This window comes from Enterococcus sp. AZ067 (genome assembly GCF_051715005.1).
Classification (GTDB): Bacteria; Bacillota; Bacilli; order Lactobacillales; family Enterococcaceae; genus Enterococcus_D; species Enterococcus_D casseliflavus.
In genome coordinates this window covers 1,824,777-1,840,600 of record NZ_JBIOSY010000001.1, presented here as the reverse complement: position 1 = coordinate 1,840,600, position 15,824 = coordinate 1,824,777, and the positions used below count along the sequence as shown (strand labels likewise).

Below are 15,824 nucleotides of genomic sequence, written 5' to 3'. Positions count from 1 at the left end.
AAACAACAAGCAAGGAGAACTTTTTTGTCATATGTTGAGAGACAAAAAAACGATGGCTGCCAATGAAATGGCAACCATCGTTTTGTATTTATTCATTTGTTCTCTTTTTATTACTCGGTCATTGGCGTATTTTCAAAAACCAGCTGATCGTTCAATAATTCGATCGTGACTTGGGTCTTTGGTAAGACTCTGCCAGCAACGATTTCTTTTGCCAATGGGGTTTCGACTTCTCTTGTGATAAACCGACGGAGAGGTCGCGCACCATACGCTGGCTCATAAGCATTTTCAGCGATCCAGCGTTTGGCCTCTTCAGTGATCGTCAACAGTATATCTTGGACTTCCAGTCGTTGTGAAAGCTGTGCGATGATCTTGTCGACGATGCCTGTCACATCGCTTAGACTAAGCGGTGTGAATAAAATCGTATCGTCGATCCGATTTAAGAATTCTGGTTTGAAATGGCCTCTCAAGAGATTACGGACAGTTTCTGCGACAGTTTCTGGGATCGTCCCTTCTGCAGTCACGCCATCTAGCAAGACTTGAGAGCCGATGTTGCTGGTCATGATCAAGACGGTATTTTTGAAATCAACGACGCGTCCTTTTGAGTCTGTCAAACGGCCATCATCAAGCACTTGCAATAAGATATTGAAGACATCTGGATGGGCTTTTTCGATCTCATCCAATAAGACGATCGTGTATGGATTGCGTCGAACGGCTTCGGTCAATTGTCCGCCTTCTTCAAATCCAACATAGCCTGGAGGGGCACCGACCAAACGAGACACCGAATGTTTTTCCATGTATTCGCTCATATCAATCCGAACCATATGCTCTTCAGAGTCAAAGAGGTTGACCGCTAACGCTTTCGCTAATTCGGTCTTACCGACGCCGGTCGGTCCTAAGAACAAGAAGGAACCTAATGGTCGATTTGGATCTTGCAGACCAGCTCGGGAACGAATGACTGCGTCACTGACGGCATCGACTGCCTCGTCTTGTCCAATCACTCGTTGATGCAAGGTCTCATTTAATTTCAACAGTTTTTCTCGTTCGCCCTCCACTAATTTCGCAACAGGGATTCCTGTCAAGCGGCCCACGACTAAGGCGATCTCATTTTCTGTCACTGACTCTTGAACCATCCGAATGCCTTCGTCTTGGTTTTTTTCTTCCAATTCAGCGAGTTCTTTTTCCAGTTGGGGAATCGTCCCATGACGAAGAACAGCTGCCCGTTCCAAATCATAGTTATTTTCAGCATCTTCCAACTCATGCTTGGCTTTATCGATCTCTGCCCGTTTATTTGAAACTGCATTGACTTCTTCTTTTTCCGTTTCCCACTGCATTTTCATGGTATTGACTTCTTCACGCAATTCCGCCAATTCTTCTTGTAAAATGCCTAAACGTTTTTTCGATGCATCATCAGATTCTTTTTTCAGTGCGGCTTCTTCGATCTCCAATTGCATCAAACGTCGAGTGACCTGATCGAGCTCGGTAGGCATCGAATTCATTTCTACCCGAATCGTGGCACTTGCTTCGTCGATCAAATCGATGGCTTTGTCTGGTAAAAAGCGGTCCGTGATATACCGATCAGATAAGGTTGCAGCAGCAACAAGCGCATTGTCATGGATATTGACGCCATGATGGATCTCGAACCGTTCTTTCAAGCCACGTAAAATCGAAATCGTATCTTGAACGGTTGGTTCCTGTACCAGCACTTTTTGGAAACGACGTTCCAAGGCTTTGTCCTTTTCCATGTATTGACGGTATTCATCAAGGGTGGTTGCGCCAATCGTATGCAATTCTCCCCGTGCCAGCATTGGTTTTAGTAAGTTTCCAGCATCCATGCTGCCTTCCGCCTTACCAGCACCTACAATATTGTGGATCTCATCAATAAAGAGAATGATCCGTCCATCGGCTTTTTTCACTTCTTGTAAGACGGCTTTCAAACGCTCTTCAAATTCACCTCGGAACTTGGCACCTGCGATCAAGGCACCCATATCCAGAGAAAAGATCGTTTTGTCTTTTAGGTTTTCTGGGACGTCTTTTCGCACGATCCGTTGAGCCAATCCTTCAACAATGGCTGTTTTACCAACCCCCGGTTCACCAATCAAAACGGGATTGTTTTTTGTTTTCCGAGAAAGGATGCGAATCACGTCGCGAATTTCTTCGTCTCGTCCGATAATGGGGTCCATTTTTCCGCTGCGGACTTGTTGGACCAAGTCAACGCCGTATTTTTCTAATGCTTTGTATTGTTCTTCTTGATTTTGTGAGGTCACACGATCCCCTCCTCTTAATGTTTCGATCGTTTGCTTGATTTCTTTCGCGGTGATTCCTTGTTTCTTTAAATACACCGTCAATGGATGATTTTTCAATTTCATCAACGCATAAAGGACGATTTCTGTGGAAAGATACTCGTCTTGAAATTCATTTTTTAATTGATCTGCCTCAGACAAAAGATGAAACAGATTTTGACTCATGGATTGACCATAACGAACATTTCCTCCTTCAACCGAAGGCAGTTCATCTAGTAGCTGGTCGACTTCCTTTTCAAATGCATCGACATCAAGGCCTGTATCCGTATAAAAATTGCGGCCGAATTGATTGGCTTGCAATAAAATCTTCCATAAATGCGGAATATCGATTTCTTGGTGGTGACGCGTCATGGCAATCTGCTGTGCTTCCGCGATGGCACTCTGTAATGTAGTCGTCATTTTTTCTGGGTTCATACTTTTCCCTCCCAAAATGGTAGTCAGAAAAATTAGTACACTGCAAGCAGCATCCTTTTTTCTACTCTTCCATTATACAATATTGGTCAGTAATGGTCAAAAGATTTCCCTCGAAGATCAAGATTTTTTTCAGTATTCTTTCATGAAAATTGACAGATAGGAAGCCGCAATGGTATGCTAGGTCCTGATTGGTCAGGAACAATCGATTTTCCTGATCCTTTTGATCGCTCTTTGGCGATAGTTATTCAGTAAGATTATCTACTTAGCTGTAACGTCTACTGTTTACAGCTTTTTTATATGGAGGAAACGATGTTAACATTAACGAATATTAGCCAACAATTTGGCGACAAATTGCTTTACGAAGATGTTTCCGTTCAAATCAACCGTGGGGAAAAAGTCGGGTTGATTGGACGGAACGGCGCTGGCAAAAGTACTTTAATCAAAATCATTACAGGAGAAATTCTCCCAGACGATGGCTTTGTTCAATTTCCGAAAAATTTGAAAATGGGCTATTTGGATCAATACGTCAATGTTGATGAAACGCAATCGATCCGTGATTTTTTGCGCTCTGCCTTTGCAGAAGACTTCGAAAAAGAACAACAGATCGCAGATCTTTATACTGCTTATGGCGAAAGTCTTGACGATAAGCTTTTAGAAAAAGCCGGCGAATTGCAAAATCAATTGGATCAAGGAAATTTCTACCAAATGGATACATTGATCGATGATTTAGCAGAAGGATTAGGTATTTCGGTTCTCGGCATGGATACCCCCCTTGCTTCCTTAAGTGGTGGTCAACGCTCAAAATTGATCTTAGCAAAAATGCTGCTAGAAAAACCCGACATGCTGATTTTAGATGAACCGACCAACCACTTAGATGATGAGCATATCAAATGGCTGGTTGAGTTTTTACAGGACTTTACTGGTACCTACTTAGTCGTTTCTCATGATCGTCAATTTTTGAATGAAATCACGACCCATATCATTGATATCGAATTTGGCAAGCTTTCTAAGTATACGGGGAATTTAGACAAAGCATTAAAGCTAAAAACGCTGCAAAATGAAAGTTATATGAAGCAATACGAAGCACAACAAGAGCATATCAAGAAAACCGAAAGCTATATCCGTAAATACAAAGCAGGTTCTCGTTCAACAATGGCAAAGAGTCGTGAAAAACAATTGGCAAAAATCGAACGTTTGACCCCACCCCAAGATGTCCCTAAACCGCATCTAGGATTTGATTTGGCACCGATCGTTACGACCTTGGCATTAGAGACGACCAATCTAGTGATCGGTTATGACCAAAAGCCTTTACTATCGCCAATCAACCTAACGATCCGCTATGGCGAAAAAATTGCGATTCGGGGATTTAATGGGATCGGTAAATCGACGTTGATCAAAACAATACTTGGTGTGATCCCTGCAATTGAAGGAACCGTTTCTTACCCACAGCATACAAAGTTTAATTACTTTTCTCAAGATCTTGACTGGGAGTATCCATTACAGACGCCTCTGCAATACCTCGAGGATCTTTTCCCAAAGGCAACCAACAAAGAATTGCGACGACAACTTTCTCGTGCGGGATTACCTAGCCAGCTTGCTCAAGAGGAATTGAAATTATTAAGTGGTGGCGAGCAGACAAAAGTGAAGTTAGCTGAAATGATGTTGATCAAAAGCAACTTTTTGATTCTTGATGAACCGACCAACCATATCGATCAAGACACGAAAAACAATTTGGAAGAAACCCTGGCAGCTTTTCCCGGAACCGTTCTAATCGTTTCCCATGAAGCTGAATTCTATGAATCCTTTGTTGATCGGATCATTGATTTGAAAGACTAAAAAAAACGCTTATCCTCTACTCGAAGATAAGCGTTTTTTTAACTTTCCACTTTTTCTTTTCTAAGCTCTGTCAGCTCTTGGCTAATGTCTTTGCGCTTTTCTTTCATTACATATGCAAAGCCAATAATGAAGGGCCAAATGAATGTCGCTAAGCGATACAGCAGCATAGAAGATGCTGCATCGACTGTGCCGACTAATGGACCAAAAAGCAGCATATAAATAAATTCAAAGGAACCGATCCCTGCCGGTGTTGGAATCACCCCGGACAAGACGACGGCAAAGCTGATGAAGGATAACGTCAACAAGAAATCGATCTCTGGGTGCTGCACGACAAGAATCACATAAGGGATCACGTACCAAGGCAGCATCTTCAAAAGATTCCAAAGGTAGATGCGTAAGAAAGCGGTCCGGTCGGTAATGATTGCATTGACCGTTTCTCGCAAAGAATAGATCTGGGTGTTACATTTGTCAACGATCCCTCTTAACGCTGCACTTTTGAATAGCTTATTGCTGACGATCACAAAAAAGACTTGAATGTTGATACTGACAGAAAGTGCCAGTAAAGCGGCAATGATCAAAAAGACGAGTACGATCCCCGCCAATATCACCCAAATCATATTCGGCGCATTGTCATAGAATAACGAGAATTGAATGATCAACCCAGCGATCGCATAAGTCAATATGGCAAACTTATACATCACCATGTGTAAGGTGGTGACCCCAACCCCTTGTGACAACTGCAAACCATTTTTACGATAAAAATTCACCTCTGAGATCAAGGTGCCCGCGCCAAACGTCACGATCCGATAAAACCCACTGTAACAGACGGTTAGAAACCCCGCCTTGGTGGTGAATTCCGGTTGAAAAGTCACTGCGATCTCTTTAACTGTTCGTCCTTCAATCACTAGGTACAATGTGCCAAGCCCCATAACCAGTAAGACGACGAGAAAGCTGGTCTCTCTTAGCCCCGCTAAAATTTCCATCATCGAGTTACGGACAAAAAAATACATCACACCCAGAATGCCTACTAGTAAAAGTAAATTAAGGGCGAACTTCACTTTAGTTTTCATATTAACTCCTTGCTTGTTAAACCGAATTTATGCAAAAAAGACCATCAGCAGGATAGCAAAAACGGTGCCGAAAGCAAAAAAGAAATAAAACTTCTTCTTTCTTGTTTTATGGCGAAACACGCGTTGCGCGATCAAACCGCCTAATCCGCCGCCAATCGCCCCCATAAAAAGGAGATTTGCTTCGGGAACCCGCCAACCTTGTTTTACTGCCTGATATTTATCATAACCCATCAGACAGAAAAGATAAAGATTGACTGCAATTAAATAAAACCACAATGGATTGTAAATCAGTGCATCCATCCATTTCCTCCATATGATTGATCGTAGGGACCATTATTTTGATTCTTGTGCTTCCTCAGGTACCAACATCGTCAACCCATGCTTGATGACTTTCATCTCGATTGGCAGATCATCCGTTGGATCGCCGTCGGTCCGAGTATGAACCGTTTTTTCTTTCGCTTTGATCGAGACCTTTGCGGCAGTGAAGTATTCAACACTTGGTACTTTGGCAATTCTACCCCGAATAATTCTTGGCAAATACAAAATAAACCGTAAAATGTTCAATTTTGGCAAAAGAATAACATGGAACAAGCCATCGTCAGGTTTTGCTTCTTCATCAAAGTTCTTAAACCCACCTGCTGAATTCGACATAACGATCGTCAGTAATTGACTTTTCCCCTGCCATTTCCGTTCGTCAGCGATGATTTCCAATTTGTATTGTTTCTTTTTGATCAACAGATGAATGAACCGTTTCATAAACGCCAACGGACCGTACTGTTGTTTTTCTTCTTGGGAAGTTGCTGCTGCAGTATCTGCTAAAAGACCAATGGTCATCGTCGAGATCATTACTTGATCATTGACCATCCCATAATCGATCGGACGTTCAACCCCTGTTAAAATATTCTCAAACGCTTCTTCTGGCTTGACTGGAATACCTAACATTCGAGCGAAGTTATTTACCGTTCCTCCAGGAATGATCCCGATCTTCAGCTCATCCAGCTTTTCTTTGAATGTTTGCAGCCCATGATGGATCGTTCCATCCCCACCAATAATAACAATCGTATCGACCGCATGTTTCTTGGCTGCCTCTTTAACATCCTCAGGGTCAACATCGGGATTTGATGCTTGTAAAAACACTTGATGCTCATCGCCTTGTTCGTTCACATAGGCTTGGAATTTTTCTGCTGTTTCTTTTGCTTCACTTTTCCCCGCTGTATCGTTGTATAATACGAGAATTTTCATCCTATTCACATCCTAATAAAAGGCCGGGCCTTACGCAAGACCTGCGTGAAGAGTTCCCAGCCCTAAAGTTATTCTTTTCTTTCAATGAAGAAGCTGCTGCTATGCTTGCGCATTCAGTTCGGCGATTTTCACGATCACATCGGTCGCTTTCATCATTGATTGTAGTGAGACGAACTCATAACGTCCATGCATATTTTCTCCACCAGCAAAGATATTCGGGGTTGGAATCCCTAGATAGGAGATTTTCGAGCCATCGGTCCCACCACGGACAGGTTCTGTCATCGGTGTGATTCCAACTGCTTTCATCGCATCTTTCGCTAAATCAATGATGCTCATATCTTTTTCGATGATTTCTTTCATGTTGTAGTATTGATCATATAGATGAACGTGCACTCGTGGTTCATCAAAGCGGGCATTCAAGCTTTCTTGAACCGCTAATAATTGTGCTTTTCTTTCTTCGAAACGACTCCGGTCATGATCTCGAATAATGTATGCCATTTTTGCTTCTTCTACTGAACCACTAAGGCTCATCAAATGGAAGAACCCTTCTGTCCCTTCGGTTTTCTCAGGAACTTCATCAGCAGGTAGCGCATTTTGAAAATCGACTGCTAGTTGCAAGGCGTTGATCATGGTGTCTTTAGCTGTTCCAGGGTGGACATTCTTTCCTTGGATCGTAATTTCAGCTTGCGCCGCATTGAAGGTTTCGTATTGCAATTCTCCTACTGGACCGCCATCCATTGTATAGGCAAAATCAACATTGAAATCTTCAACATCGAATTTATCGGCACCAACACCAATTTCTTCATCAGGTCCAAATGCGACTTTGATTTCCCCATGCTTGACCGTTGGGTTTTTCAGTAAAATTTCCATGGCAGTCATGATTTCTGCAATACCTGACTTATCATCAGAACCTAATAAAGTGGTACCATCAGTAGTGATCAAGGTTTCGCCAGCATAATTTTTTAAATTCGGAAAATCTTTTGTGTTTAATGTGTATTTTCCTTCTTTATCTAATTTAATGGTCGATTCGCCATCGTAATTTTCGATGATCTGCGGATCAACATTTTCTGCATTAAAATCGGCGGTATCCATATGGGCGATAAAACCGATGGAGCGCACGTCATGATCGACGTTACTTGGTAATGTTGCGATCACGAAACCATTGGATTCATTGTAATGAACATCGCTTAACCCTAGTTCTTCAAGTTCTTTTTGCAGTTCTTTAGCAAACGCGACCTGTGTTTGGGTGGAAGGTGTTGTGGTGCTTGTCGCATCTGAGCGAGTTTCTGTTTTGACATATTTTAAAAAGCGAGGCAATAAATTTTCGTACATAAAAGATTCTCCTATCTATAGTCAAATGGATTTGTTGAAGTGGTGGAAGGAACAAAGGTCACAGCCCAGTTTTCTTCTGCTTTCCACTGATTGAATTTCTCAATAAACCGAGGAATACATTCCTTTTCGATGTTGTGCCCTGGATCGATCGCGATCAACCCATTGGCTTGCATGTCATGGGCGAAATGGTAACTGATATCGCCAGTGATGTACACATCCGCTTGATGGCGTAAGGCATCGGAATAAAACGATTGACCACTGCCGCCACAAATGGCGATTCGCTGAATTTTTTCAGGTGCATTAGGAAAACTGACAACCCGTAAAGCAGTCAAACCAAACCGCTCTTTGACACGTGCGACAAACTGATCAATGGAAAGAGGCTCAGCGAGGTTGCCAACCCGTCCGATTCCATAGGTCTTCGGCAAATTGTCTAAGGCATACAGATCATAAGCTGGCTCTTCGTAAGGATGAGCAGCGATCATTGCCGAAAGGACCTTTTTCTCGATCGTTTCTGGAAAAATGACTTCGATTTTCGCTTCTTGCACCTGTTCTTCTTTTCCGATCTCACCGATGGCAGGATGCGCCGCTTGCTGTGGTGTAAAGCGACCGGTGCCAATCAATGAATAGCTGGTGTTTTGGTAATTGCCTTGCTGACCAGCACCAGCTTTTCCTAATGCCTTTCGCAATGCTGGTGCCGATTCAACAGGTGTAAATACAGCTAGTTTCTTCATTTTTACTTGATGGGTTTGCTTCAAGTACGTATCTGGTTCAACTTCTAGCAGTTCACAAAACCAATCGTTCAAACCGTCTTCAATAATATCCATATTGGTGTGGGCGGCGTAAACGGCGATATCATGCTTGACGAGATCCATCAACATCTTTTGTTGCGGATCATCGGTCAGCAAGCGGTTCAAAGGGCGAAAGATCGGTGGATGTTTCGCGATGATCAAGTCGATCTTTTTCTCGATGGCTTCGGTTACCACTTCTGGACGTACATCAAGGGTCATCATGACTCGCTCGAGGGGTTTGTTTAATGTACCAACATGCAGACCAACAGGATCGCCTTCTTCTGCCAACCATAACGGGCAGTATGCTTCAAAGCGTTTGATAAATTCTTGACCAGAAATCATGCCAGTACCTCCTTGATCCATTCGATTTGTTCTTTCAATTCATTCATTTTCTCAGCAGGTGGTTCTTTGGCTTTCTCTAACTCTTTGACCACTCGTTGACGCTGCTTCAATTCATGCTGCCATTTTTTATAAAAAACTGGATTTTTTTCTTTTAATAAAAAGGGACCAAAAAATAATTGCTGGGGCGTGTACGTCGCTTTTCCAGTTTCCGCAACGATGATTTCGTAATTTTTGTCATTTTCTTCTAACAGCACTTCATGAATGATCGTAAAATTGTGATCAACGAGCCATTCCCGCAAAGTCCTTTCGCCAACATTCGGTTGTAAGACCAAACGCTTGACCCCCGCTAAGCGATTTTTTCTGCTGCCTTCTTCTAAAATAGAGCGAATCAAAGTTCCCCCCATTCCAGCAACAACAACCGTGTCGATCTTATCTGCTGGCTGAATAGCGTCCAATCCGTCTGCTAAGCGCACCACGATCTTCTCTGTTAGCCCGTTTTTACGTACTTGTTTACTGGCAGAATCATAAGGTCCTTGAACGACTTCTCCAGCTACAGCATAAGTGATTTTGTTCTGCAGCATCAATGCCACAGGTAAATAAGCATGGTCGGAGCCGATGTCGGCGATACGTGCTTGGTCGGGAATTTGTTCGCCCACGCAAGCCAAACGATCCGATAATGCATGTTCGTTCATATTGTCACTCCTTCTTTCGTAGTATAACACGCTTTCCATAAATAGAAAAAAATGTGCGTCTTGACTGTGGTGCCATTGCCAAGGCGCACATTGCATTAATCGTTCACTAATTCAACCTTTTGAATCGAGTTACCGGGAATTTGCGGTGGGATCGACATCGTCATGATCGGGACGCCTTGCAGCGACACTTGGACTTTGTCTCCTTCAACTAACTCCTCGATCTCTCCTGAATAAGCCTCGATAGGGACATGGAGAATGACCCCATCATTTTGAAAACTTTGGACGACTTGATCCTCATCTTCAACTGCCGCTACGTCTTTCAAAAATAATTGAAAGGTATCATCTGAACCTGCTCGGGCATCTTCTTGGATAATACCAGTAAAAACCGTCGCTGTTTCGCTCTCTGAAGAACTATTGGCAACGGAACTAGCATTCTCACTTGATTCAGAAGGCGTGTTATCGCCACTTGATGCATTGTTGTTTTCGGGACTGCCACAAGCCGTTAACAGCAGCACTGCTGCTAAGGACAAGCCTAGAATCACTTGTTTTTTCATCATCTTCTTCCTCCAGTAATGGTTTTTTTAGGCATCATTTCGTCGATTTTTGCCCGTCATTTGGATCTCTTGTGTCAAATAACGAATACGCTCCATAATACGTTTGGCTTTCAATGGTTCGGATTCGCCGCGTTGCGTTACTGAAAGATGCTGCTCCAACTCATGCATAGTAAAATTCGAGGTAAAGAACGTCGGGAGTTGCTCTTGCATTCGGTATTGTAGAATCACACCGAAGACTTCGTCACGAATCCAACTGCTCATCGCATCCGCACCGATATCGTCCATCATTAAGATTGGGGCTTTTTTCACTGCATTCAGCTTATCCCCCACCTGATCTTTGCCGATTGCTTGTTTCATCTCTACTGCAAATGTCGGGAAGTGAACCAATGTCGTCGTGTAGCCTGCCTCCGCTAAATCTCTGGCGATCGCGCCAAGCAGATAGGTTTTTCCGATTCCAAAACTCCCCACAAAGTAAAGTCCTTTATGAAACTCCTGTGGATTGGCTGTCAACTCACTAATAAAATCAACGGCAGCTGCGATGGCCTCCATTCGGCCAGGCGTTTGCTGATAATCTGCAAAACTTGCTTCTTGTATATCTTTAGGCATATCCATCGCTTTGATGCGGCTGCGGATCTCTTCTTGTTTCTGATATGCCAGTAGCTCTTTCGTTGGTACGTAGGTGACGTCAATAAAATGAAAATTTAACGCTAAGCGTGGTTCATAGCCCGGTGCGATCATGGATGGATCATTGATGCGGAATTTCCGCTTTTCTTGAACGAACTCATACAGTTTCGCATAGCTTTTTTGAATATCCGCTTCGGTCAATGCTTCTTCATTTTCGGCAATAAACGCTTTGACATCAGGATCTTGCAAAACTTCTGCCATCATTGATGAAAACTGATCACGGTAATTGCGTTTATCCAATAATTTCCCTAAGTTTTTTCCAACATCTTCCATTACTTGTCACCAGCTTTCTTATGCAAGTAGTTTTGCAGTTTTTTATCTAATTCTGCTTGTCGCTCTGGCGTTAATGCTGTCTCTTCCACTGGTTTTTCAGCCCAAGAAGGCAGCTTTTCTTCGCGAATGATTTTTTTGCCGCTTGTTTGTGGTCGGCTGCGTTTTTCCTTGGCACTTCGAACAAGGCTCCGAACATGCTTGATCGCATCTTCTGCCGTACCGATTTTTAATTCTGACCACTGGGCGGCAATATTATTTACATAATTTCCGGATAAAGCGGCATTGTTTTGGACTACTAAAACGTAATGAACCAGAACATTGATCACACTATTCGGCAATGGTGATCGTTCGACAAGGCTTTTGATCAACCATTGTTCTGAATCGGTCATGAAACTGTTTTTCTCCGCTTTGATCGCTTTTAGAAAGGCGATCGGCGCATTATTTTCACTTTCTTGAATCAATAATACATCATTTTCTGAAAAACCATTCTGCTTCAATGTATTGAAGCGCCGCAACTGGCTTTCTGCTTGAGGATCTTCTCTTTTCGATGTTTTCGTGAAGGTCTGCCGCGATTTTTTCATGATCGCTTGTTCCAGCTTCTTCTGATCGACCTCTCCTGTTGTCAAAGAAACATTGTCCGCCATCAAATCCAACAATTCCAACACATCATAGCCATATAAAGAATGGTATAGAACTAACTTTTGTCGAAAACTCGGCGTGAAATTAGCGGCACGGATATACCGACGTTGCGCTTCATATAAAAGAAAGTCCCAATCCAATTGCTTTTCGTCAAGCACCAAGTTTGCATTGGATTCTTGAAAAGAATCACTGACTGCCTGTAACGTTTCTTCATGAGAGGCGAAACGAGCGGTATTTAACCCATAGGCAACTGAGAAGGATTGGGTCACTTCCTGATAATCGGTTAAAGAACATTGCTTTGGTTGATACAGCTTGACCAACTGATTAAATTTACGCTCCCCGACTCTTTCCAACAAAAGATAGGTATACAATTCATCTTGAAAAAACGCTGCCGGATGAACCGGTTCTTGCAGCCAATACAGATAGGAGGATCCGTTTTGCAAATCTGCTTTTTCATATGATTTCAGCAAGCCGATACCTTCTAGGTTTTGCTTGGCTTTTATGAAGCGAGGCATTCCCGCATTCATGGCATTCAAGATATCTAGATGCACGGTCGTCATCGACTCCTCGCCAGAAAAGCTTTGGGCTTGGACATCGCTTGCGAGTGTCAAGTACAACGCTAAAGCATCACTTTCAATAATTGGTTGATACAAATAAATGAGGGCGTCTTTCCCTTCCGTTGTAAGTGGACGGCTTTTGAACACTTTGTACGATTGATTCGGTAAACTATTGCCCACTTGTTGTCCCCCTCTATTCTTGTGGTTCTTTCGCTTTTTCGACGATGTCTTGTAGTTCTTTCAAGAAAACTGACATGTCTTTAAACTGGCGATAGACACTGGCAAAACGGATATAAGCGATCTCGTCTAAATCAACTAAATCTTCCATCACATACTCACCAATCTGTGTTGTAGAAATTTCATTTTCACCAAGAGCACGAACACGACTTTCCACATGATCGACGATCGTTTCCATCTGATCCATTGTCACTGGACGTTTTTCAGCAGAACGAATCAAGCCCCGTAGGATTTTTTCGCGATTGAATTCTTCACGGGCACCATTCTTTTTAATGACAAGTAGCGGTGCCTCTTCGATACGTTCAAATGTTGTAAAGCGATAGCCGCAATTTTCGCATTCACGACGGCGGCGAATCACACGTCCATCATCGGCTTGTCGACTATCAACTACCCTAGAATTGTTATGATGACATTTTGGACATTGCATAGTTCCACCTCATTTTCTCTCTTATGCGCTTACGTATTTACGTAAAGTCATCGGTTTCTATGATTAATTATAACATGAAATCCGTTGGTACAATAGCCAAAGTGGTTTATTCTGTTCATTTAATACAAAATTTAAATAATGTTATAACTACTGTTTTTTTGAATTTGAAAAAACGGCAGAAATTTTTCTGCCGTTTCATTTCGTTATTTATCTTTCATTTGCAGCAAAGAAACAAAGTCATGCAAATTTGCTGGCTGTTCCATCTGCTGATTGCACCGTTGGCTATCCCGGCAAATATAGTTCCCCCGTTTGGTATACGTTCCATCGCCATTGCTTTTCGTCAGAGAAAGAAACATCGAGACATTCCCTTCATGCTGGCACAAGGGACAGATTCCTTTCTTGACCTCGGTTGAGACATGACCGTGAAGTCCTGTAAACCCTTGTTCAGTGGCAATGATCATAAACTTGCTTTGACTACCGATATCATCCCAAGAAAGATAGGTGGTCTCTTTTAAATCAACGGAAGCAAAATCAGGTATTTTTAGTTTTTTTACTTTCCGAAACATTTTTTCAATTTGTTTTGTTGTCGGTACCTGAAAGGGTCGGACGTACTCTTTGAGCTCTGTTAACAGCTCATTGCTGCGACTGATCGTCATCCCCTGTTGAAAGAAAGCAGCTAAAATTTCACGTGGTGCTGTTTCTTCTTCAGGAAAAAAATGTTCTATGGCGTCTTTGGTCATCGTTTCAACCGTTTTGATCGTTCGAGGATCATTCACCGATTGATAGGTTCGAACTAATTGGTATACTTGATGTTTAATTGAATGAAATTGGTAAGGTTCGATCATAAAAAAGCCTTCTTTCTAATTTTCCGTTTCCTATTGCGGCTGTTCTACTTTCTTGACAGTCGTACACAATGCATAAATAAGCATTTGATGACCACCTCCCAATTTCTTTGCTTCTCTCTATGCGATCTTAATGGATTATAATGAGATGTTGAGCAATTGTCAACTGAGCAGTAGTCTCTTGACTCTTCATCCACTCTGGTTAACAAAAAAATGCCTCGTCTAGAAGACGAAGGCATCCGTGTTCAGTTATAATTTATCTTCAATTCCAGTATAATGCTTCAGCTGGTCTGCATCTCGACGATCGGCAGAAGAAATTTTATTGGCATCAGGATTTTCAGCTCGCAACAATTTTTCACTGCTGACATTTTCTGGGGTAGTTCGATCATTGCGGGCATCGCGCTCGTCATTTTGATCTTCTAATTCATTGACTCTTTTTTGATCGTGCTCTTTCTTGATCTGACCTTCGTGTGCTTGTTCTTTCCCAGAATGGGCAAGTTCTTCATTATTGGTCCACTCACCGATTTTTTCTTTAGCCTTGCCAACGATCACATCTTTTTCGTCTTTAAAAGTACCCATAGTTATCATCCCTCCTGTATAGTTTCATCATAACAAGCATTCTGAATTCTGACAAAAGATATGAATGCGATACCAAACAGTCAGCAAAATGTTTTTCTTTATGCTATAATATGAGCGATTATTTTCTGAATATTCTTACAACTGGAGGTGAAGAACCTGTTTAAGGTTCGACAATAGATGACAATCCTCGATTTCCAACAGGTTTCATTCGTTCGCGACAAGAACTATTTATTAAAAGCGATCAATTGGCAAGTGAAAAAAAATGAGCATTGGGTGATTTTAGGTCTGAATGGTGCTGGCAAAAGTTTATTACTCCAAATGATCACGGGAAGTTTATGGCCTTCTTCTGGTCAACGAACGGTCTTAGGTGAGCGTTACGGAAAAACGTCTGTGCCCGATCTTCAACGGCGCATTGGTTGGGTCAGTTCAGCGCTGCAAAGCAAGTTTTATGGTCGCGATCTTGCCGAAGAGATCGTTCTTTCGGGGCTTTATTCCAGTATTGGTCTTTATGAGTCCTATGAAGAAGAGCAGCTGATCCAAGCAAAAGCGCTTTTGACTGACTTAGGTTTGTCGCATTTGATCCATCGTTCCTATCACGTCCTTTCTCAAGGGGAAAAACAATTTGTCATGATCGCACGGGCCATGATAGCACAACCAGAGATCCTGATTTTGGACGAACCTTGTACGGGCCTTGATCTATTTGCGCGAGAAGAACTGCTAACCCGTCTGGAGGCTTTTTCACAACTGCCGAATACGCCGACTCTTCTTTACGTTACCCATCATACAGAAGAGCTACTACCGATTTTCACTCATTTGCTGATGTTAAAAAACGGCAAAGTCCACGCCGCTGGTCAACGAGAGACGATTTTTACTGAGGAGGTTCTCACATCTTTTTATGATCAGCCGATCGTTCTTCACCCCTTTTCCAGCAATCGCGTGATCGTGACCCCAAAATAAATCAGGGCTGGTACTTTGATATTTAACCATTCATAAACGATCGTCTTACTTTCCAAACC

Annotated in this window: 15 protein-coding genes; 2 read left to right on the top strand and 13 right to left on the bottom strand. The window is 42.5% G+C overall.

The genetic code is table 11. The features are described 5' to 3' along the window. Positions 1 to 110: 110 nt before the first annotated feature. Positions 111 to 2,714, bottom strand: a complete 2,604-nt coding sequence (gene clpB / locus IGI82_RS08660; protein ID WP_438842053.1) for an ATP-dependent chaperone ClpB — start codon at positions 2,712 to 2,714, stop codon at positions 111 to 113. Positions 2,715 to 3,023: 309 nt separating this feature from the next. Here clpB and IGI82_RS08655 point away from each other — a divergent pair, with 309 nt between their 5' ends. Continuing rightward, positions 3,024 to 4,550: an ABC-F family ATP-binding cassette domain-containing protein gene (locus tag IGI82_RS08655; RefSeq protein WP_010748209.1), complete on the top strand. Its 1,527-nt coding sequence runs from the start codon at positions 3,024 to 3,026 to the stop codon at positions 4,548 to 4,550. A 38-nt stretch (positions 4,551 to 4,588) separates the two neighbouring features. Here the strand turns inward: IGI82_RS08655 and IGI82_RS08650 are convergent, their stop codons facing one another. From IGI82_RS08650 to IGI82_RS08595, 12 genes are all read right to left on the bottom strand, one after another. After that, positions 4,589 to 5,620: a lysylphosphatidylglycerol synthase transmembrane domain-containing protein gene (locus IGI82_RS08650; RefSeq protein ID WP_074535939.1), complete on the bottom strand. Its 1,032-nt coding sequence runs from the start codon at positions 5,618 to 5,620 to the stop codon at positions 4,589 to 4,591. Between the two features lie 27 nt (positions 5,621 to 5,647). Beyond that, on the bottom strand, positions 5,648 to 5,920 hold the full coding sequence (locus IGI82_RS08645; RefSeq protein WP_010748207.1) for a DUF1294 domain-containing protein: 273 nt from the start codon (positions 5,918 to 5,920) through the stop codon (positions 5,648 to 5,650). Between the two features lie 33 nt (positions 5,921 to 5,953). Then, positions 5,954 to 6,862 (bottom strand): diacylglycerol/lipid kinase family protein, encoded by a 909-nt coding sequence (locus IGI82_RS08640; protein ID WP_087627431.1) that lies wholly within the window; start codon positions 6,860 to 6,862, stop codon positions 5,954 to 5,956. 99 nt (positions 6,863 to 6,961) lie between these two features. Further along, a complete protein-coding gene (gene pepT / locus IGI82_RS08635) occupies positions 6,962 to 8,194 on the bottom strand; it encodes a peptidase T (protein WP_438842052.1) in 1,233 nt (410 codons plus the stop codon). A gap of 11 nt (positions 8,195 to 8,205) precedes the next feature. Beyond that, positions 8,206 to 9,324: a Nif3-like dinuclear metal center hexameric protein gene (locus IGI82_RS08630; protein WP_288722814.1), complete on the bottom strand. Its 1,119-nt coding sequence runs from the start codon at positions 9,322 to 9,324 to the stop codon at positions 8,206 to 8,208. Further along, on the bottom strand, positions 9,321 to 10,016 hold the full coding sequence (locus IGI82_RS08625) for a tRNA (adenine(22)-N(1))-methyltransferase (RefSeq protein WP_010748203.1): 696 nt from the start codon (positions 10,014 to 10,016) through the stop codon (positions 9,321 to 9,323). The genes IGI82_RS08630 and IGI82_RS08625 overlap by 4 nt, the downstream gene beginning before the upstream one ends. Positions 10,017 to 10,111: 95 nt before the next feature. After that, complete coding sequence (locus IGI82_RS08620; protein WP_010748202.1) at positions 10,112 to 10,573, bottom strand: hypothetical protein; 462 nt, start codon at positions 10,571 to 10,573, stop codon at positions 10,112 to 10,114. 24 nt (positions 10,574 to 10,597) lie between these two features. Beyond that, positions 10,598 to 11,527 carry a primosomal protein DnaI gene (gene dnaI, locus IGI82_RS08615; RefSeq protein ID WP_438842051.1) on the bottom strand — a complete coding sequence of 310 codons (930 nt, stop codon included), beginning with the start codon at positions 11,525 to 11,527 and terminating at the stop codon, positions 10,598 to 10,600. Continuing rightward, the gene (locus IGI82_RS08610) at positions 11,527 to 12,903 is read right to left on the bottom strand and encodes a replication initiation and membrane attachment family protein (RefSeq protein ID WP_438842050.1); all 1,377 of its coding nucleotides are present in this window, start codon (positions 12,901 to 12,903) and stop codon (positions 11,527 to 11,529) included. The genes dnaI and IGI82_RS08610 overlap by 1 nt, the downstream gene beginning before the upstream one ends. 13 nt (positions 12,904 to 12,916) lie before the next feature. After that, a complete protein-coding gene (nrdR, locus tag IGI82_RS08605; protein ID WP_005226004.1) occupies positions 12,917 to 13,387 on the bottom strand; it encodes a transcriptional regulator NrdR in 471 nt (156 codons plus the stop codon). A 203-nt stretch (positions 13,388 to 13,590) separates the two neighbouring features. Beyond that, positions 13,591 to 14,232 carry a FusB/FusC family EF-G-binding protein gene (locus tag IGI82_RS08600; RefSeq protein WP_438842049.1) on the bottom strand — a complete coding sequence of 214 codons (642 nt, stop codon included), beginning with the start codon at positions 14,230 to 14,232 and terminating at the stop codon, positions 13,591 to 13,593. A gap of 246 nt (positions 14,233 to 14,478) precedes the next feature. Next, positions 14,479 to 14,808, bottom strand: a complete 330-nt coding sequence (locus IGI82_RS08595) for a CsbD family protein (RefSeq protein WP_438842048.1) — start codon at positions 14,806 to 14,808, stop codon at positions 14,479 to 14,481. Between the two features lie 177 nt (positions 14,809 to 14,985). Here IGI82_RS08595 and IGI82_RS08590 point away from each other — a divergent pair, with 177 nt between their 5' ends. Beyond that, positions 14,986 to 15,765, top strand: coding sequence for an ABC transporter ATP-binding protein (locus IGI82_RS08590; RefSeq protein WP_142437592.1), 780 nt, complete (start codon positions 14,986 to 14,988; stop codon positions 15,763 to 15,765). The last annotated feature ends 59 nt before the right edge of the window (positions 15,766 to 15,824 follow it).